Annotated in this window: 21 protein-coding genes; 4 read left to right on the top strand and 17 right to left on the bottom strand. The window is 42.3% G+C overall.

All coding sequences use genetic code 11. The features are described from left to right. Nucleotides 1–177 precede the first annotated feature (177 nt). Entirely contained in the window at nt 178–717 is a 540-nt protein-coding gene (locus tag IFO66_RS04095) for a 1,2-dihydroxy-3-keto-5-methylthiopentene dioxygenase (protein WP_192023913.1), read from the top strand. 79 nt (nt 718–796) lie between these two features. Here the strand turns inward: IFO66_RS04095 and IFO66_RS04100 are convergent, their stop codons facing one another. The 5 genes from IFO66_RS04100 to IFO66_RS04120 all read right to left on the bottom strand — a co-directional run bounded on the left by IFO66_RS04100 (nt 797) and on the right by IFO66_RS04120 (nt 3608). Continuing rightward, entirely contained in the window at nt 797–1234 is a 438-nt protein-coding gene (locus tag IFO66_RS04100; RefSeq protein WP_337912572.1) for a FixH family protein, read from the bottom strand. A 252-nt stretch (nt 1235–1486) separates the two neighbouring features. Beyond that, nucleotides 1487–2302 (bottom strand): HAD family hydrolase, encoded by an 816-nt coding sequence (locus tag IFO66_RS04105; RefSeq protein ID WP_192023915.1) that lies wholly within the window; start codon nt 2300–2302, stop codon nt 1487–1489. Nucleotides 2303–2317: 15 nt separating this feature from the next. Further along, nucleotides 2318–2833, bottom strand: coding sequence for a methyltransferase (locus IFO66_RS04110; RefSeq protein WP_192023916.1), 516 nt, complete (start codon nt 2831–2833; stop codon nt 2318–2320). Nucleotides 2834–2908: 75 nt separating this feature from the next. Beyond that, nucleotides 2909–3124, bottom strand: a complete 216-nt coding sequence (locus IFO66_RS04115) for a DUF896 domain-containing protein (protein WP_192023917.1) — start codon at nt 3122–3124, stop codon at nt 2909–2911. Between the two features lie 121 nt (nt 3125–3245). Then, nucleotides 3246–3608 (bottom strand): LysM peptidoglycan-binding domain-containing protein, encoded by a 363-nt coding sequence (locus IFO66_RS04120; protein ID WP_192023918.1) that lies wholly within the window; start codon nt 3606–3608, stop codon nt 3246–3248. A 237-nt stretch (nt 3609–3845) separates the two neighbouring features. On the opposite strand from IFO66_RS04120, the gene lexA reads away from it, so the two are divergent. Next, nucleotides 3846–4475, top strand: a complete 630-nt coding sequence (lexA, locus tag IFO66_RS04125; protein WP_192023919.1) for a transcriptional repressor LexA — start codon at nt 3846–3848, stop codon at nt 4473–4475. Nucleotides 4476–4735: 260 nt separating this feature from the next. Here lexA and IFO66_RS04130 read toward each other — a convergent pair whose 3' ends face one another. Further along, nucleotides 4736–4885, bottom strand: a complete 150-nt coding sequence (locus IFO66_RS04130) for a hypothetical protein (RefSeq protein WP_192023920.1) — start codon at nt 4883–4885, stop codon at nt 4736–4738. A gap of 38 nt (nt 4886–4923) precedes the next feature. Then, nucleotides 4924–5067, bottom strand: coding sequence for a hypothetical protein (locus tag IFO66_RS04135; protein WP_192023921.1), 144 nt, complete (start codon nt 5065–5067; stop codon nt 4924–4926). A 205-nt stretch (nt 5068–5272) separates the two neighbouring features. On the opposite strand from IFO66_RS04135, the gene IFO66_RS04140 reads away from it, so the two are divergent. Together IFO66_RS04140 and IFO66_RS04145 are read left to right on the top strand one after the other, a co-directional pair. After that, nucleotides 5273–5677: a hypothetical protein gene (locus tag IFO66_RS04140; RefSeq protein WP_192023922.1), complete on the top strand. Its 405-nt coding sequence runs from the start codon at nt 5273–5275 to the stop codon at nt 5675–5677. A 552-nt stretch (nt 5678–6229) separates the two neighbouring features. Next, the gene (locus IFO66_RS04145) at nt 6230–6745 is read left to right on the top strand and encodes a site-specific integrase (protein ID WP_337912567.1); all 516 of its coding nucleotides are present in this window, start codon (nt 6230–6232) and stop codon (nt 6743–6745) included. Between the two features lie 101 nt (nt 6746–6846). Here IFO66_RS04145 and glnA read toward each other — a convergent pair whose 3' ends face one another. From glnA to IFO66_RS04195, 10 genes are all read right to left on the bottom strand, one after another. Beyond that, on the bottom strand, nt 6847–8175 hold the full coding sequence (glnA, locus tag IFO66_RS04150) for a type I glutamate--ammonia ligase (RefSeq protein ID WP_192023923.1): 1329 nt from the start codon (nt 8173–8175) through the stop codon (nt 6847–6849). Nucleotides 8176–8201: 26 nt separating this feature from the next. Beyond that, the gene (locus tag IFO66_RS04155) at nt 8202–8612 is read right to left on the bottom strand and encodes a MerR family transcriptional regulator (protein ID WP_028593642.1); all 411 of its coding nucleotides are present in this window, start codon (nt 8610–8612) and stop codon (nt 8202–8204) included. A 153-nt stretch (nt 8613–8765) separates the two neighbouring features. Beyond that, nucleotides 8766–10025: a methionine gamma-lyase family protein gene (locus IFO66_RS04160; RefSeq protein ID WP_192023924.1), complete on the bottom strand. Its 1260-nt coding sequence runs from the start codon at nt 10023–10025 to the stop codon at nt 8766–8768. 175 nt (nt 10026–10200) lie between these two features. Beyond that, nucleotides 10201–11460, bottom strand: coding sequence for a GTPase HflX (gene hflX / locus IFO66_RS04165; protein WP_192023925.1), 1260 nt, complete (start codon nt 11458–11460; stop codon nt 10201–10203). A 51-nt stretch (nt 11461–11511) separates the two neighbouring features. After that, nucleotides 11512–12504: an AAA family ATPase gene (locus IFO66_RS04170; protein ID WP_225445515.1), complete on the bottom strand. Its 993-nt coding sequence runs from the start codon at nt 12502–12504 to the stop codon at nt 11512–11514. A gap of 115 nt (nt 12505–12619) precedes the next feature. After that, entirely contained in the window at nt 12620–13252 is a 633-nt protein-coding gene (locus tag IFO66_RS04175) for a YdcF family protein (RefSeq protein WP_192023926.1), read from the bottom strand. A 141-nt stretch (nt 13253–13393) separates the two neighbouring features. Further along, complete coding sequence (locus tag IFO66_RS04180; RefSeq protein ID WP_192023927.1) at nt 13394–16096, bottom strand: PBP1A family penicillin-binding protein; 2703 nt, start codon at nt 16094–16096, stop codon at nt 13394–13396. 374 nt (nt 16097–16470) lie between these two features. Next, nucleotides 16471–16710, bottom strand: coding sequence for an RNA chaperone Hfq (hfq, locus tag IFO66_RS04185; protein ID WP_028593637.1), 240 nt, complete (start codon nt 16708–16710; stop codon nt 16471–16473). Between the two features lie 52 nt (nt 16711–16762). After that, nucleotides 16763–17716, bottom strand: coding sequence for a tRNA (adenosine(37)-N6)-dimethylallyltransferase MiaA (miaA, locus tag IFO66_RS04190; RefSeq protein ID WP_225445488.1), 954 nt, complete (start codon nt 17714–17716; stop codon nt 16763–16765). Then, entirely contained in the window at nt 17700–18485 is a 786-nt protein-coding gene (locus IFO66_RS04195; RefSeq protein ID WP_192023928.1) for a class I SAM-dependent methyltransferase, read from the bottom strand. The genes miaA and IFO66_RS04195 overlap by 17 nt, the downstream gene beginning before the upstream one ends. Nucleotides 18486–18496 lie beyond the last annotated feature (11 nt).

Genomic DNA, 18496 nt, shown 5'->3' on the forward strand with positions numbered 1-18496 from the left:
CCGCCTGCCCACCTCTGTCTCAAAACGTTAGAACTAAGTGTAGCAGAAGTCCATCCAATAGGAAAGAATAGGTTTTCCTGTGTGAGTAAAAATGTTTCTTGCCCAATCATTTCCTCTGTACTATAATACCAAGTAAACCTAATGGAATAATACAATTGGAGAAGCGAGGGATCGGCTATGGCACAAATTCGAATCCGCAACACGAATGAAACGATAACCGGAGTGGAGCAAATACGGGAATATTTGAATAGTGTTGGAGTTTTGTATGAACATTGGGATGGAGCTAAACTTCCTGCTGAGCTTAAGGAGAAGTTTATACTTTCAGATGAAGAGAAACAACAAATTTTATCCGTCTATGATACGGAGATTCGGGATTTAGCCTCTCGTCGTGGCTACTTAACTTGGGATATAGTCGCATTATCTGATGCTACGCCAAATATCGAAGAACTGCTAAAGAAATTCGAACAAGTCCATACTCATACCGAGGATGAAGTTCGTGCTATCACAGCAGGCGAAGGTTACTTCATTATTAAAGCTTCTGAAGAAATCGGTTATATCGATGTGCTTGTAGAAGTAGGAGATGTTATTTCCGTTCCTGAAAATATCGCTCATTTCTTCACACTGACAGATAAGCGTCAAATTGTAGCTGTTCGACTATTTATTGAGACTGAAGGATGGATTGCTCATCCTTATGAAGATCCTGCTTTTGTAAAATAATAAAATAATTCAAAGCCCCTAATCCCTCAGGTTTAGGGGCTTTTTTATGTATGTAATTCTATTTCATTTTTCTTACGTATTACTTAACTTTAAATTCTTTTTTCGGCATTGAATGCAGATCTCGTGCATCAACATGAGAAATAACCGTATATGTTCCTGGTTTATCAAAAGTATGTACAAACTCATACTTCCCATCTTCGCTCCATTTCCCTTCGTAGCGCTGATGTTCTTCCCCATCTAACCACCACTCAAACACTACCTTAGCATCATCAACAGCGGCTTCCTTTTGCGTAACACGAGCAATAATGGTTACTTCTTCATTGGCCTTCACGGGTTCAGGTACTGTAAGATCAACTTGTATAGGAATAAGTTTGGCTGCAGGCACTGATGAATCTGTTTGCTGCTTAGTATGTGCACTATGTTGTTTCTCCTTGCCAGTTCCCCCTTCACTTGAACACCCTGCTAGCAATGTCATTGCAACGATAAGTGAAGCCATAACTTTACGCAAAAGACACACCTTCCTCATTTTATGAAATCCATACCTATGCTATTACGTTAACACATCCTACTATAACAAAATATGGATAACGCTAAACAGCTAATTCCGCTCGCTTATGTGAACAATTTATGACATGAACTATGCTATGCATGAAGATGACTAATAAATAAAAATTAACTAACAACAGATATGAAATGGCTTATACATCATAGCCGACTAGTATGTTAATAACAACCAACAAAAAAAGCCCGTCAAATGACGGACTTTCCCCTAATTAACGATCTCCTGCTTCTTGTTAATGGAATCAATTACATCAAACAATTCATGCAAAGACTGTATAGCATACTCAGGTTTAATATCACCTGTCAATGGCTTATCATTACGATTCAACCATGCATTATGCATACCTATGCTCACAGATCCTTGAATATCCGTCGTCAATTTATCTCCAACCATCAAGCCTTCATGAGGACGTATATTTAATAATTTCATAGCATGTTCAAATACGATTCTTGACGGCTTTCCTTCAGAAAAGCGCCCGGAGATAACTACGTGTTCAAAGTAACTCGATATAGCAGGTACGCCATCCAACTTTTCTTGTTGCAGACACGGAGCACCATTCGTCAATAACAAGAGTGGATAATTAGCTTTCAGCTTCTTGAGAACTTCGAACGTATCCTCATAAACATAAGGTCTTCTCCGACGCTCTTCCATAAATCTCTCCGCACAAGCTTGTCCTAACTGCTCATTATCAACACCTAGACTTCTAAGTCCCTCTGTCCAAGCGGCTACACGATACTGTGGTACTAATTTCTGTAACACACGGAATTCTTCATGCTCACCGCCAGTAAAATGAGCCCACAGCGCTTCAAATGGATTAATTCCAATATTCTGAGTAAACGCATATGTCTCATAAGTAGCATACAATTGACGTGCAGAGGCACGAACGGCTTCCTCCAACTGCTTCGGAGCTACACCTGACTGTTCATTTGCATACTGGCACGTTGCGTCAAATGCTTCTTCTACACTGCGTTCATCCCACAATAACGTATCATCTAAATCAAACAATACCGCCTTAATCGTCATCGTTCCCCAACTCCATTACTTCGACAATTTTTCGTATGCGATACCATGCTGCTCAGCAAATTTAATTAAACGCTCACCCATTGCGTCAGTATCATAGCGATTCATAACGCGCGAGAACACCCAGTTTGCGCCCTTTTTCTCAGGCCATATCACGATATAACCTGGCTGGATCGTAATTTTCTTAATACCCTTAGCCTCAAGGACACGAAGACGGTTCCACTTTGGAGTAGAGAGAGAGTCTTTCGATACCTTTAAATAAGGTCGACGTACAAACAAAATAACCCCGAGTGCGACATATGCAATAACGGTCACCCAATATAGTGTTGGAGACTGAGCCATTGCTACAGCGTTACCAAGAAATGCATATAATAAAGATACAAAGATCAGAGTAGACGGCAAAATAAAGTTACGACCTTTAAAGTCATCGTATTGTTCACTACCTACTTTTATTTCTTTATGTCCAGATTTCTGACGCTGCTTATTAAGTGTAGCACTATTTTTGCGTACTTTTCTTTCCCAACTGCGAGACATCGCGGTCCGACCTCCTACTATAATCACTATAGCACATCAACTATAACGAATTCCTTCAATTAAGGACATGAACAATTAATGTACAATATCTGACGAAGAATCCTTACCATTTTCCTCTTCATCTTCTACCCATTGTATTGTGTCCAAATTGTTGCGAACCTGTTGACGGAACAGTCCCAAGTATTCTTCGCGCAACTTCGCACGCTCAGCAGTTTCTTCTTCAGTCAATCCAATTGTCTTATGCTTGCGAGCCAATTCATTAATGCGCGCAATCATATCATCGATGTTCATTGTATTACCTCCGTCTTTACTAGCATATCCTTTACTTTGACACGGTAGCTGGTTAATGTCAAGCAAACTGACGCTAATAAAAAGAGTGCCACAACCGTACATTGTGGCACTCAAATATTATTCAACGATCTAATGAAGAAACGAATGGAATCTCAATTATTTCCCCCACTTGAAGGTGTCTTCCGACTAAATTATTATGCTGCAAAATATCATATACATGTTGTCTTATATCATCTCCGTCATTCATGTACTCCTTAGCTAGAGCCCATACCGTATCCCCCGGCTGAACGATTACTTGCAGCATATTTTCTTGATCCTCTGTTCCCCCCGACCAAGCCTGAACAATAGAACCAAAAGTCACGGAAAGCATAAGTATTAGTAGAGTAAATAATCCTAGCCTCTTTCCACTAAGAAAATGACGTCTCTTCGGTGTATGTAAATGTGTCTCACGTTGACGATAAATGGATTGATAAGTTGTGCGCATACGAATTCCCCCAAACGCTTGTTCTTAATTTCGATCAATAATGTAACACGAACATTTGTTTGAGTCAACGCTTTTTAAGAACCTACGTTCCCTTTATTTTTATTTTGAAATTATCATTATTGCTATGGCTAGCATTTATCTATTAAAACAAACATTTTTTTTAGAACTTACGTTTGTACGAACGGTAGTTCTATGGTATAATTTCTGACAAAAGTGTACTCATTGGAGTTGATAACTTTGTCAAAAATATCGAGCCGTCAACAAGCGATACTCGAATTCATAAGAAATGAAGTTCGTCTTAAAGGATATCCACCTTCTGTGCGAGAGATTGGAGAAGCGGTTGGATTAGCATCCAGCTCAACGGTACACGGTCACCTAGATCGCCTTGAGAAGAAAGGGTTCATTCGTAGAGATCCAACTAAGCCCCGTGCTATTGAATTGCTCACTCATGAACAATCTGAGCGCATGCATGATTTCTCCAACACTATCGCGCGTGTTCCAGTCGTTGGAAAAGTAACTGCAGGCGAGCCTATCACAGCAACTGAAAATATTGAAGATTATTTCCCATTACCTCTTCATATGGTAGGAGATGATTCAAATACGTTTATGTTGACTGTTTCAGGTAACTCGATGATCGAAGCAGGCATACATAACGGAGACTATGTCATCGTTCGCCAACAGCAAACTGCTTCTAACGGAGATATCGTTGTTGCTATGACAGAAGATAATGAAGCGACTGTGAAAACATTTTACAAAGAGAAGGATCATATTCGCCTACAACCGGAGAACTCCAGCATGGAGGCTATTCGACTCCAGCATGTCACGATTCTAGGCAAAGTAGTTGGTCTATTCCGCGATTTCCATTAATGAATGAAATGTTCACCTGCACTTCAACATCTAGCAAGCACAATAATCATCAATAAAAAGGAGCTTTCCACATTTGGGTTTTAACCAATGGGACAGCTCCTTTTTGCTTCCTCATATTAATTAAGTAGTGATCCTATACTAATCGTTCATGAAAATTTCTGGATCTCCATCCATTCTATATCGTGGTCCCGATCGGATATCATTTCACTAAGCAACTTCATTTCTGACTCTATATCAGCTATTTCACTTTCTATTATTACTCAATCATTTTGCAAAGTGGTAATCAACGTTAGACGCCCCATTTGCTCTTTACGTCTATTGCTTAGCTCCTGTAGAATCTCTTTATAGCTTTCACGTACTTGTATGAGGTCTTTACGAGTCTGTTTGTACTGCTCCAATAGTTGCTCCATGTTATCACCTCATTGCTTGTCCGATCCGTATCATGCTACTATAGCTGCGTAATATACTCTTGCTTCTGTTGCGATGCTCCATGTCCGTCCGTTATACGCATAATACCTTCTAACGCTTCGTTTAGTCTCTTTACTTCTTGCAGCCAAAATGTGAGTGCTTTCGCATCGATCTGCTCGCACATCTCCAGCCCGTTTTCCAGTCACGTTCTGTGGCTGGCTGTGCCTGGTTTGATTCCCTTTGCTATTCCGGTTTTTGCAAATCGATCCAAACCTCATTCAGTGTAGTCCGCATTGTCTATTACTCCTTTCATTTATAAAAATAAACAGGACAATTTCCGTTTAATCCGTCGCGTCCATAAGATGGACCAAAATAAAGGAGATGATTAAATGTATTTTAATAATAATCAAGTAAATGGGTTTATTCCTTCTGTTCCTCCTGCATTGGTTCAGATGCCCAACAATCATTATGTTCAATATACATCCGTGCCGGTAAGATTGACACCAAATCGAGACGTTGAGTTCAATTACCAACTAGCAGATTCTAACGAGCATGGACCAGGGTTTAAACTATACAAATGGAAATTTATGCTTAATCGTAATGAGGTCCTAGTTTGTCGCTTACTTGCGGCACCGTCTGAAAAGGTAATTAGTGCAGGTTTTGATACTGGTCCATTAGCTCCTGTAAATGCAATTTCGAATTATCCACGATCCAATAACTACTGGATTACAGTGCTCCAAAATACATCGCCAGAAAGATTAGATTTATTCCTTTATTTGATTGTTAAAGTATAGGGGCAGCTTACGCTGCTCTTTCGTCTACTCATTACCTGTACCTCCTGACTCCCCAATTATGGATAGTAGAGCTGCTTTACATATAGCTTCGGGGGCAATTAATCCCCTTACAGTTGCGCTTATTCCGCGCTGCACCCGTAAAAATATACACTCGTAACAAAGTTCGATCAAATTCCCAGCTATAAAGCTGTTCATATATATTAGTGAAATTATAAAGGAGTGATATTTATCGCAACATTTACAAAGCACAGCACGGGTTGGGAATATCGCTATGTTTACAAATATCCTATTACTAAAAAGAAACGCGAAAAATCAAAAAGGAGCTTTGCAAGAAAAGCAGTTGCGGAAAATGACCTGAACGAATTTAAACGCCAATTAGCGATCGGTATAGAAGTAATAGACATGCCATTGAAAAATTATTTGGACCGTTGAATAAACGATTATAAAAAAGGAACCATTAGAAGAAATACACTACTCTCACATTAAAACAACATTAATACACACATAATTCCCTAATTCCAAAACATCATGCTCAAAGAAATCAAACCTATTATGTATCAAAAATTTATCAATAGTCTTTTAGAAAACAAGTATAGCCGCCGTACTGTCGAAATAGCCCATAGCACTATGCATAACGCTCTTGAAAAAGCAGTTACGATTGGAAAGTTGGAAAAGAACCTTGTAGAGGAACTATTTGGCGACACCAAAACATTTAACTCCCCGAGAGTAATAAAAATCAGCCAATCTCTAATAAATGATCTAAAGGATCACATGAAATATCAAAACCTAAATAAATTAAACATGAATGATAAATATCACCATAAGTTAAATCTAGTGAAGCGTGCAGATTTACCGTCAATACCAATCCACGGACTAAGACATACACATGCAGTAATAATGCTTGAGGCTGAAGTGGATATGAAGTACCTTCAAGAGCGACTCGGACATGGGAGTATGCAGATTACTTCAGATGTCTATTTACACATTTCTAAAAAGTTAGAAGCGAGGAACATGGATAAATATGAGGACAAGCTCAATGCACTCTTTATTGACTCACAGAAAAAGTAGTTGGGCATTTGTTGGGCATCTAAGAAAAAAATGCTTTAATCCCTAAAACACCCACAAAAATAAAAACCCCCAAAGCCTTACGGCTCTAGGGGTTGGAATGATTAATATAAGGTCATGTATTGATCGCGTTCCCATTGGTGAACTTGAGTGCGATACATATCCCATTCGATTTCTTTCAATTCGAAGAAATGTTGTGTCGCATGTTCGCCAAGCGCGCTGATGATAACTTCGTCTTTCAACATTTCATTCAAAGCTTCCTTCAAGTTTGCAGGCAAGCTAGGAATGCCTTCCGCTATACGCTCTTCTTCCGTCATCACGTAAATATTACGGTCTGTAGGAGCTGGGAGCTTCGTATTTTTCGTAATACCGTCAAGACCAGCTTTCAAAATAACTGCCAAAGCCAAGTAAGGGTTAGCAGATGGGTCTGGGTTACGAACTTCTACACGTGTACTCAAGCCACGGGAAGCTGGAATACGAATCATCGGACTGCGATTGCTCGCGGACCATGCAACATAACAAGGAGCTTCGTAGCCAGGTACGAGACGCTTATAAGAGTTAACTGTTGGATTCGTGATCGCTGCAAAGCCACGTGCGTGCTCTATCACACCTGCCATGAAAGAACGAGCATCTTTGCTCAAACCAAGCGCATCTGATTCGTCTACGAACGCATTTTCTTGTCCATTGAACAAGGAGATGTTGCAATGCATACCAGAACCATTTACACCGAATAGCGGCTTAGCCATAAACGTTGCATGCAAGCCATGCTGACGAGCAATCGTCTTAACAACGAGCTTGAACGTTTGAATTTGGTCTGCTGCTTTAATTGCATTAGCATATTTGAAGTCAATCTCATGTTGGCCAGGAGCAACTTCATGGTGAGAAGCTTCGATTTCAAAGCCCATCTCTTCGAGCTTGAGTACGATCTCACGGCGACAGTTCTCACCAAGATCAGTAGGAGCAAGGTCAAAGTAACCACCTTGGTCATTCAGTTCCATCGTTGGATTGCCTTTTTCATCTGTCTTGAACAAGAAGAATTCTGGCTCAGGACCAACGTTCATAGCTGTGTAGCCCAATTGTTCTGCTTCTTTAAGCGCACGCTTCAAAATACCGCGTGGACAACCAGCAAATGGAGTTCCGTCTGGCATATAAACGTCACAGATTAGACGCGCTACACGGTCTTCCTGTACCCAAGGGAAGATAACCCAAGTATCCAAATCTGGTACAAGATACATATCGGATTCTTCAATACGTACATAACCTTCGATAGAAGAACCATCAAACATCATCTTATTATCCAATGCTTTTGGAAGCTGGCTTACTGGGATCTCAACGTTCTTGATAGTCCCAAGCAAGTCTGTGAATTGAAGACGAATGAAACGAACATTTTGTTCTTTAGCAATCTGCAAAATATCTTCTCTTGAATAACCCACGTGGAACCTCTCCTTTACCTACACATTTATTTCCTAAAGAAACGGGACAACTCACCTTGAATAAGAGATACCTGTCCCGGTCTCTTGCCGGCCAATAGTTGCTGTTTCAGCATCCGATGCAATTGAAGATCTGACATTTCTTTGCGCTTCGTCTCAGAATCTTCACTGAGTACAGTCGCTTCATCAGAACCTTTAGACATCGGGTTCAAAACTTGCTTAATTCCTGCTATGTTGACGCCTTTCTCTATCAATGCCTTAATTTCAAGCAAACGCTCTACATCATTAAACGAAAATAGACGTTGGTTACCTGAAGTTCTTGCTGGCATTATCAATTCATGTTGTTCATAGTAACGAACCTGACGTGCCGTCAAATCCGTCAACTTCATGACGATACCGATTGGGAACAACGCCATATTTCTGCGAATTTCATCGCCCATCGCTCATCAACCTTCCTCAATTCATTCATCACGAATTACCTTTATTTTACCGTTGGGAAACAAATGTGTCAACCGATGTTAGCAAAACTAACAAAGAAATTTCGTACACAGGTTTGAAACTATAGTTTAACTGCTACTCTGCAGCATTACTACCTACTCGATCGTGAGCAAGTTACGGTCAATCATCGTTTGCACTGCAATCAAAGCACCCAGCTTGGCATGAGCATAAGTTAGACCACCCTGCATGTACGCCGTGTAAGGTTCACGAATCGGTGCGTCCGCTGACAATTCAAGACTTCCACCTTGCATAAAGGTACCCGCTGCCATAATGACTGGATGCTCATACCCAGGCATGTCCCAAGGCTCTGGCACAACATGAGCGTCTACTGCAGAAGCTTTTTGAATTCCTTGTACGAATGCAATCAAGTGATCAGCAGAATGGAAGCGAATCGCTTGAATGAGATCCGTGCGAGAAGCCGTCCAACTCGGAGACGTAAGGAATCCAAGCTTTTCAAATAGCGCCGCCGCAAATACACTCCCGCGTACTGCTTGTCCAACAATACTCGGTGCAAGGAACAGACCTTGATAAATAGAACGAGTCGTTCCAAGCATTGCGCCAACCTCACTGCCGATTCCCGGCGCCGTTAAGCGCTGAGCAGCTTTATCCACATAACACTTTTTGCCTACAATATACCCACCTGTCGCAACAATACCACCGCCAGGGTTTTTAATTAACGAACCTGCCATGATATCGACACCATGCTCAGTAGGCTCTGATTCCTCGGTAAATTCACCGTAGCAATTATCTACAAACACAATGACATCAGATTTAATTTGCTTAACTCGCTTCACCATCTCAGCAATCTGCTCTACAGTAAATGAGGCTCTCCATCCGTACCCACGAGAACGTTGGATCCCAATCACTTTCGTTTCAGGACGAATGGCCTTTTCAACTGCTTCCCAATCAATATCATCTTGATCGTTAAGTGCCACTTCATCATAGAGAATACCCCAGTCGCGCAGCGAACCTGTCCCGTCTCCTTCTTTGCCTATTACCTTGTGCAAGGTATCGTACGGTGTCCCGCTAATATACAACAACTGTTCACCCGGTCTAAGCACGGCAAATAGCGCCGTAGCAATGGTATGCGTACCCGACACAAAGTGCGGTCGAACCAATCCTGCCTCAGCGCCAAAGACATCAGCATATACCTCATCCAGTACTTCTCGGCCACGATCATTGTAACCATAACCTGTTGAGCCTGCAAAATGATAATCACTTACCCGGTGTTTCTGAAATGCCTGAATGACTTTCCACTGATTGCGTTCAGCAATCTTCTCTATCCCACGAACCTGCACAGCTATCTGATCTTCTACTAACTGCTCAAAATGTTGTAACTGTGATGACAATTGCATGACATTAATTTCCCCTTGTTATCATTTAAGCTGATTCATATATAAACATAATACCGAGACACAAGTGCTGTGCACGATACATTAAGTATTACGAGTTCTCACCTTATGAAAATCAAATCTATGTTATACATGAGCTACCGCAAGTTTACCTATGAATAACATAAGATGCAAGCTTTTACCCTTGAACTTCTGATTCCGCCTTATCCAATCGCACACGAAGACAAACTGCTTCTTCATCATGATCCTGTTCCAGCACTTGACCTAGACGATAAGCAAGAGCAATTAAATCACCGCGATTCGCAGGGATGCGGTAGGAAACTGTTTTTCCTACAAGCTGTTCTTGAACAACTAATGAGACACGCTCCAAATCCTGCTTATCAAGCGCACTCACCAGCATATGTGTGCGATCTTGGTGCAACAACTGCAATCGTTCCTGCGAACAGAGATCCCGCTTATTGTATAGTATAATTTCTGGTTTAGAGCCGGCGCCCAGCTGTTGTAAAATATCATTCACAACGCTCATTTGAGCTTCTCTCATTTCACTTGAAGCATCAACAATATGTAAAATCAAATCCGCCTCGTTCACTTCCTCTAAAGTCGCTCGGAACGCTGCAACAAGATCATGAGGCAGATTTTGAATGAATCCAACCGTATCTGTTAGTACAATTTCTATTCCATTGGGCAGTTGCCAATTTCTTGAGGTAGGATCCAACGTCGCAAATAACTGGTTCTCCACATACACATCCGCAGCTGTTAATTCACGTAGAAGCGTAGACTTACCAGCATTCGTATATCCGACCAAAGCAACTTGAATCACACCACTCTTCTTCCTCCGTTCACGATGCAGCGTGCGATGTCGGACAACTTCTTTTAGTTGGCGCTTCAAATCGGTAATACGATTGCGAATATGCCTACGGTCGGTTTCTAGCTTCGATTCACCAGGACCTCTCGTACCAATACCACCACCGAGACGCGAAAGATTTTTCCCATGTCCAGATAGTCGAGGCAGCAAATAAGATAGCTGTGCCAATTCAACTTGAATAATACCTTCTCTTGTTTTGGCACGCTGAGCAAATATGTCCAATATAAGCTGAGTGCGATCAATAATTTTTGCATCCAATGTTTCTTCCAAGTTCCGTACCTGAGCCCCTGATAAATCTTGATCAAAAATAGCAGTGTTGGCACCCAGTTCATCCATAACTACCCTTAGCTCTTGCACTTTCCCCTTGCCTATGAACCATTTTGGATCTCTAGTGTCTCTAGACTGCTTCATCGTCGTAAGTACGTCTACACCTGCTGTCTCTGCCAATTGCACAAGCTCTTCTAGTGAATAATAAGGGTCGATGCCGCTTCGCTTCACTTCATCCGTTATAAGACTTACAAGTACAGCGCGATGTATAGTCGTCGTTTGCGTATCATGACTCGTTGTTCGCATTCGTATAAGGAATCTCCTTTGACGTCAGTGTCGATTAGTAATCAGTATACCTTATTTTCGCTCCACCATTAAATCATCGATTCTTAACGTCATTAACTCTTGCTTACTAGGCGACTGAACCGGGTATTGCTGAAGCAATCTTACCGCTTGATTGCGCATCGCCTTTTCCATCACATTGCGCACATAACGAGCATTGCTAAAAATATGAGAAGTTTGTATTTTCTCTGTAATGACCATTTCCTTCAACTGTTCCAATGCCTGCGGCATTAAGACATAGTCTTGTTCCTTAGAGATGGATTCAGCAATCTGAATTAATTGATCAACCTGATAGTCTGGAAAATCGATTTGAATTGGAAACCGAGAAGGCAACCCTGAATTCGTCTGCATAAACCAGTCCATTTCATCGCGATAACCAGCTAATATTAGAACAAATTGATTTTTATGATCTTCCATCGCTTTTACAAGACAATCAATGCACTCCTTACCAAAATCTTTTTCCCCACCACGGGCCAAACTGTATGCTTCGTCAATAAACAATACGCCACCCATCGCCTTTTTAACTAAATCCCTAGTCTTTTGTGCCGAATGCCCAATATACTCTCCTACCAAATCAGCTCGCTCCACCTCAAGGAGATGGCCCTTGCTCAATATACCAAGCTTCTGGAACATCTTTGCCATGATGCGCGCTACCGAGGTCTTACCTGTTCCCGGATTTCCTTTAAAAAGCATGTGATAGACATGGGATGGGCTTAACAAGCCCGCTTCTTGCCGCCTTTGATTCATTTGAATAACAGCGTACAACTCGAACGCAATATCTTTAATATGCTGTAAGCCTACAAGACGATCAAACTCTTGACTCACCTCACCAAAAGCACTGTGCTGAGATTGAGTAAGCATTGCCGATTCTGCAAGCTCGGTTGTTGCAGCCGCAGGCTCCGATCGAGGTGCTGATGTCTGTTCGTTTGGTCGCAATACAATGTTAATTTGGCGTGAAGGACGCGACTTCGCCATCGCCATCTGAGACGCTGAAGATACATTACGCATCTGCACCCTGTTCACCTCATTGTTAGTTGTTAAATTCGGGAGCGACCACTTCTTGTATGTATACAAGCGGTCACGTACTCAGCTTATTCGGCTAGACATGTCCATATGTTTGTCACTACAACCACAGCTTGTCCCATTTCCATTTCGTATAGGCTAAGCTTTCTCGTAAAGGGTGCCAAATCGGTGATAACACCTCACTCTCTACCGTCTCCACTTCTATTGCAGCATACTGTAACGTCTCTGCTATTTCACGTGCTCTCGTACCATGAAAATCATGAGTAACTATCGTGATGCTGTCCCACTGATTATTTAAAACGATCGCCTTAGCATATAATAAATTTTCTAACGTGCTTGTGGACTGATCCTCTTCTAACACACGCTCTTGTGGTATCCCTTGTTCGACCAAATAACGTTTGCTCCCCTCTGCCTCAGAGTACAAGTCTTGGGAACCTCCTTTCCCGCCTGTAGCGAGAATATATTCAAACCGTCCCTGTTGATATAATTTCACAGCTAAATCCAGCCTTTCTCTTAACCCCGGGCTTGGCTTAGCCCCCCACATAGACGCACCAAGGACGATACCTACATCCGTTTTCTCTCCTGTCGATGCACCACCTGCTTGCGCAATTTTAAACTGCGTATATCCAAACCACACACAACCTACTAGTAATAAAACAGCAAATAGAATCATCATTCGTCGGAACATTTTTCGCCAGGGATTTGACCGTTTGCTCGAATATCTTGATTTCATCTTACATCCTCCTGTTCATTCTTCGGTTGAGATATAGATAAAAAAAGAGACACGCAATGTTTTCTGATGCGTGTCTCTGTCTCTGTAGGCTATCTCATTTCAGTTGTTACATACTGAATAAAATGCATTCACACAACTGCGTTAGGCAGCATATCGCTCATTCATTCTATTCATTCCTGTTGTAGCAGGTGGTAGTTGACTTCCTTCTGCTGGAGGCTGTTCCGGAATGACTTCACCATTAGAGGAATTGGAACCTGGAGTACCTCCCCCTTCTATAGGGTCAGTAACTTCAGTTGATCCACCGTTTTGACCACTATTTTCGTTCCCACTACCATTGTTATCTTGGCCATTTCCATTATTACCAGCGTTATTGCCATTGCCGTTGCCATTGTTGCCATTGTTGCCATTTCCATTGTTCTGTCCGTTATTATTTCCACTATTGCTACCGTTGTTACTGCCATTATTGTTGCCGTTTCCTTCGCCTGTACCAGATTCATTTCCTTCTCCACCTGTATCCGGTTGCTCTGGATCAGTCGGCGTGGTTGGATCAACAGGCGGTTCTGTTACTTCTTCTTCAGCTGCAATGGAAACAGGAACCTCACTTGACTTCGCTTCGCCTTCTATCTTGCTTGAAGTGGCTACTACGTAGTACGTGTACGATTCACCAGGAAATACTCCGATATCTTCTGCATTCGTTGACTTAAGATCACCAAGCAACTTTACAAATTGCTGCTCTTTAGCAGACTTGCGATACAATTGATAAACAGCATCATCGCCTGGTACTGCAGTCCAATTCAACGAAACCGTCTTCGTATTCTCCGAATATGCCGCAGTTAAACCTGATACTGTAGTTGGCTGCTTAGGAGGTTCAGGACGCTTCACATTATCAGGTCTTTGGAACGAGCCTGAATCTGTCCCTTTAAGCGCCTTGCTCATAACTTGTGAGAATAGCTTCGCAGGTTGAGAAGAACTTCCTCTTAACACATGATCACGGTCCGTTCGGTCGTATCCCATCCATACAGATGCTGTCCACTGCGGTGTATAGCCAACAAACCAGAAATCACGAGCACCTGGTCCGTTGTAGCCCGGAATACCATGTTGGGAAGACCCCGTCTTACCTGCTACAGGTCGATCTATCTGTGCTGCTGTACCTGTACCGCTGTTAACAACTTCTTGCATCATCTGCGTCATATAATAAGAAGTTTGTTCACTCATTACTTGTTCAGGTTGAACCTTAAGCTTATAAACATCTTTACCTTTACTATCCTTAACGAGCTTAATCGTATAGGCATCATAGTATTTACCACCATTTGCAAATGCGTTGTATGCCCTCGACATTTCTAACGGTGAAGTACCATGCGTCATTCCACCCAACGTCAAAGCTAGAGAATAATCATCTTTATGCAAATCAATGCCTAGCTTTTGAGCGAACTCATAACCTTGCTTCATGCCAATTTCATTTAGCAACCATACTGAAGGCAAGTTCGTTGAACGCTTCACTGCTGTCGTCATATCAATCGCGCCAACATATTTATTGCGCCCGAGATCAGTTGGACAATAGCTGCCGAAGCATTGTTTGTCATCACGCAAGGTAGACCATGGATACCAGTCCCCTGTATCAACTGCAGGGCCATATGTCGCGATCGGCTTCATTGTCGATCCAGGCTGGCGCTTATCCGTTACACGGTTGCGGCCTTTCTTCTCATAATCACGACCACCCATCATCGCCATAATCGCACCGTTGGAGTGATCTGTGATAACCATAGCTGCTTGTGACTTGATTTCATCTTTGCTCTTTTCAAAGTTACTATCATCATTGAACTCATCATACATAACTTGCTGTGCATGAGTGTCCATTGTCGTATAGATGGTATAGCCACCACGATACAATTGATCCTCTGTTAGGCCAGTTACCGTTTCCGCTTCTTGAACCATGTAATCAAGATAGGATTGGTACGCTGTATTCGTCTTCGACTTCTCTTGATGCTGTTTGCCTACACTCGGATCATATTCCACATCCCATGCTGCTTTCATTTGCTCTTCTGTGATGTAGTTCTCCTCACGCATTAGCTTCAATACGACCTGCCTGCGCTGCTTCGATTTTTCAGGATTCGATATTGGATTATAGTGAGATGGAGCCTTCGGGATTGCAGCTAATGTTGCCATTTCCCATATTTCCAGATCATTCAAATTATCCTTACCGAAGTATGTCTTGGCCGCTGCCTTGACACCATACGCACCTTTACCAAAGTAAATTCGGTTCAAGTACATGGTCAATATTTCTTCCTTCGTGTAATGATTTTCCAATGATACAGCTATCGATACTTCCGTTGCTTTACGGAAGAACGTCTTGTCGCTTGTTAAAAACATATTTTTAGCAAGCTGCTGAGTGATCGTACTTCCACCCTCTACAAGACTTCCAGCCATTATATCTTTCACCATCGCACGTCCGATAGACCACAAATCTACACCTTGGTGATTCATAAATCGCTTATCCTCTGTTGCAATAAATGCTTGACCAAGATGTTCAGGAATATCCTTGTACTCTATAATATCACGGTTGCTCACTTGTTGACCCAGCTTAGCAATCTGCTTCCCGTTTCGGTCCATTACGATAGATGCTTCAGCCATCTTGAACATATCAGCTTCTTTATATTCTTTCATTAGGCGTTCACCATTCAACATAATGAACAAGTAGCCACCAACCGCACAAAAGATCGCGAAAGCCGTCGTGAAAAAGAACAACCACCACGTTTTTTTCCACGTCCACGTTTTCTTTTTGCGCATTGTCGGCTTTGGCTTTTTCGGTGATTGCGTTCGAGATAGTTTATCTTGATTTGCCATTTTCTCCGACTCCCCTTACATCATTCTTGCGTCTCCAGCATAAAGTAATTCTGAAGCGCAACTTTATGTCTTTACCCTTGCATGAATTGTCTAGAAACATCTTGTACAAGCACAATAGACAATGATTAGACGGCATACGAATAGAAGTTCCCTTCAATGAAACATGATACACGAAAATAAGCCCACTGTATAATCACGTCAACATCACTTGTAAATGATATTTTACCTGCTTTATCGTTCACCCACAGCCCATTCACCCCAGTAATGAAAAGAACAACCCGTTGGGGTTGTTCTTAAGCACCACTATACATTTGACGTACTGTGCCTTCAAAAAGTTTCATTCCGAATGCTAGATCTAATAACTGTAAACATTATTAATTGTCATTTTGTTGATCTTGCATTAGGGATACGTTACGCAGCGGCGTAAATGTCGAGATGGCATGCTTATATACCATCTGCTGGCGGCCGTCACTGTCAATAACGATTGTAAAGTTGTCAAATGCACGGATTACACCGCGAATTTGGAACCCGTTCGTTAAGTAAACCGTAACAGGTATGCTTTCTTTACGAAGTTGATTTAGGAATGTATCTTGGATATTGATGGATTTGTTCATCGTCCGTACCCCCATATCATGAGATTGATTGTGTTGAAATATATTCAACCTGTTATCGAAACTTTCCTGCTAACAAACTGCAAATTTGTAAGAAATGTTCTTCTGCTTCATTTCCATCCGTCACATCCACCCAATGAATATCTTTCATCCGGCGGAACCATGACAATTGGCGTTTCGCGAAGTGGCGCGTGTCTCTCTTCAACAATTCAACTGCCGATTCGTAGGAGCGTTCTCCAGCTAAGTACGAGGCTATTTCTTTGTAGCCCAAGCCTTGCATAGCAACAAGAGAACGATCATAGCCTGCTTGCAGCAAACTTTCTACTTCCTTGACAAGCCCTTGTTCTAACATTTCATCAACACGTGCCTCTATACGTTTATATAGCAGTGACCTATCCATTGTCAAACCTATTATACATAATTCATAGGGAGACACACGTTCTTGTCCCTCCAATTGCTCGGACATTGTGCGCCCAGTCATGTGAAAAACTTCCAAAGCTCTTATCACTCTTCGCGTATCGTTAGGGTGCAGACGTGCAGAAGATGAAGGATCAATTGCCGCCAGGCGGTCATGAAGTGCCTGTGCACCAAACTGCTCGGCATAAGAAGCCATTTCCGTACGAAACGACTCATCCCCACCACTCTCCGAAAATTCAAAGCCGTACGCGACGGATTCAACATACAATCCAGTTCCACCAACGATAAATGGAAGTTTATTTCGTGATGAAATATCTTCGATTAAAGAAGTGCATCGTGTTTGGAATTCAGCAACAGAGAAAGACTCATCAGGATTATGAATATCCATCATATGATGTGGGATTCCTTCACGATCTTTCACTGCCAACTTCGCCGTTCCGATATCCATCCCCCGATATACCTGCATGCTGTCTCCAGATATAATCTCAGCATCAAATTTCTTTGCGATATCCAAGCTCAATCGGGTCTTACCTACAGCTGTTGGCCCGACCAACACAAGGAGAGGTGTTCGAGTATTACTTGTAGCTGTCAATTGCAATCACTCCATACGCCAGTTTAGAGCCGGTTTGCACCGTGTCTTCGAATCCGAGTCGCTTGAACTCGCCACTATACTTCAACTCTTTCAAGACGATAGATCTGCGTGCTACTCGTTTCGCTTCTACAATGACGTCTTCATGAAGAGCCTCATGATTCGCTACATTACGGAGCGGATCAATAGCTGCAGAAGTACGAACAGGCTTGCGGAACATCGGATCAAAGTATACGACGTCCACCGAACGGTCGGGAAGGGACTTCAACAAGTCCAAGTGATTGTTATGAAGCATTTCAATACGACGCATTGCTTCATTGACTACTTCCAGCTCTGTCGTATAAATTTGCAAACCCTCTCGCACAAGTGCATACATGGCCAACTCACTCTCACAAGCAATTACTCGGCCCGATGCTCCTGCTGCGACCGCAAATACGAGCGCATCTGAGCCTAGACCAGCTGTACAGTCAAGAATGGTATCACCAGCTTGTACATTTGCTGCACGAATCATGACATCCTCTATCCCACTAAGATGCCGCTTAATTCGCAAGTACGCCATGCTTGGATGATAAAATAAATCTGTTTTGCCAACCTGTGTAAAACGCACTTCATCATCGGTAAGGACAATGAATTGATCATCGCCAAGCCTCTTCATTATACGAGGCAAAGACTGCTTTCTGCGTTCGACAAACGGGACTTCGATATGCTTCGCTAGCTGCCGCGCCCGCTCTATCACGGCTTCCGAAGTCATATCCCCTGTCGTAATAATCATAGGTTCCTCCT

The organism is Paenibacillus arenosi, assembly GCF_014841135.1.
Taxonomy (GTDB): domain Bacteria; phylum Bacillota; class Bacilli; order Paenibacillales; family Paenibacillaceae; genus Paenibacillus_B; species Paenibacillus_B arenosi.

Coding starts and splice junctions, on each gene's coding strand:
- IFO66_RS04095 (WP_192023913.1), top strand. CDS start 178: ATGGCACAAATTCGAATCCGCAACACGAATGAAACGATAACCGGAGTG.
- IFO66_RS04105 (WP_192023915.1), bottom strand. CDS start 2,302: ATGACGATTAAGGCGGTATTGTTTGATTTAGATGATACGTTATTGTGG.
- IFO66_RS04110 (WP_192023916.1), bottom strand. CDS start 2,833: ATGTCTCGCAGTTGGGAAAGAAAAGTACGCAAAAATAGTGCTACACTT.
- IFO66_RS04115 (WP_192023917.1), bottom strand. CDS start 3,124: ATGAACATCGATGATATGATTGCGCGCATTAATGAATTGGCTCGCAAG.
- IFO66_RS04120 (WP_192023918.1), bottom strand. CDS start 3,608: ATGCGCACAACTTATCAATCCATTTATCGTCAACGTGAGACACATTTA.
- IFO66_RS04130 (WP_192023920.1), bottom strand. CDS start 4,885: ATGGAGCAACTATTGGAGCAGTACAAACAGACTCGTAAAGACCTCATA.
- IFO66_RS04135 (WP_192023921.1), bottom strand. CDS start 5,067: ATGTGCGAGCAGATCGATGCGAAAGCACTCACATTTTGGCTGCAAGAA.
- IFO66_RS04140 (WP_192023922.1), top strand. CDS start 5,273: ATGTATTTTAATAATAATCAAGTAAATGGGTTTATTCCTTCTGTTCCT.
- IFO66_RS04145 (WP_337912567.1), top strand. CDS start 6,230: ATGTATCAAAAATTTATCAATAGTCTTTTAGAAAACAAGTATAGCCGC.
- IFO66_RS04155 (WP_028593642.1), bottom strand. CDS start 8,612: ATGGGCGATGAAATTCGCAGAAATATGGCGTTGTTCCCAATCGGTATC.
- IFO66_RS04160 (WP_192023924.1), bottom strand. CDS start 10,025: ATGCAATTGTCATCACAGTTACAACATTTTGAGCAGTTAGTAGAAGAT.
- hflX (WP_192023925.1), bottom strand. CDS start 11,460: ATGCGAACAACGAGTCATGATACGCAAACGACGACTATACATCGCGCT.
- IFO66_RS04170 (WP_225445515.1), bottom strand. CDS start 12,504: ATGCGTAATGTATCTTCAGCGTCTCAGATGGCGATGGCGAAGTCGCGT.
- IFO66_RS04175 (WP_192023926.1), bottom strand. CDS start 13,252: ATGAAATCAAGATATTCGAGCAAACGGTCAAATCCCTGGCGAAAAATG.
- IFO66_RS04180 (WP_192023927.1), bottom strand. CDS start 16,096: ATGGCAAATCAAGATAAACTATCTCGAACGCAATCACCGAAAAAGCCA.
- hfq (WP_028593637.1), bottom strand. CDS start 16,710: ATGAACAAATCCATCAATATCCAAGATACATTCCTAAATCAACTTCGT.
- IFO66_RS04195 (WP_192023928.1), bottom strand. CDS start 18,485: ATGATTATTACGACAGGGGATATGACTTCGGAAGCCGTGATAGAGCGG.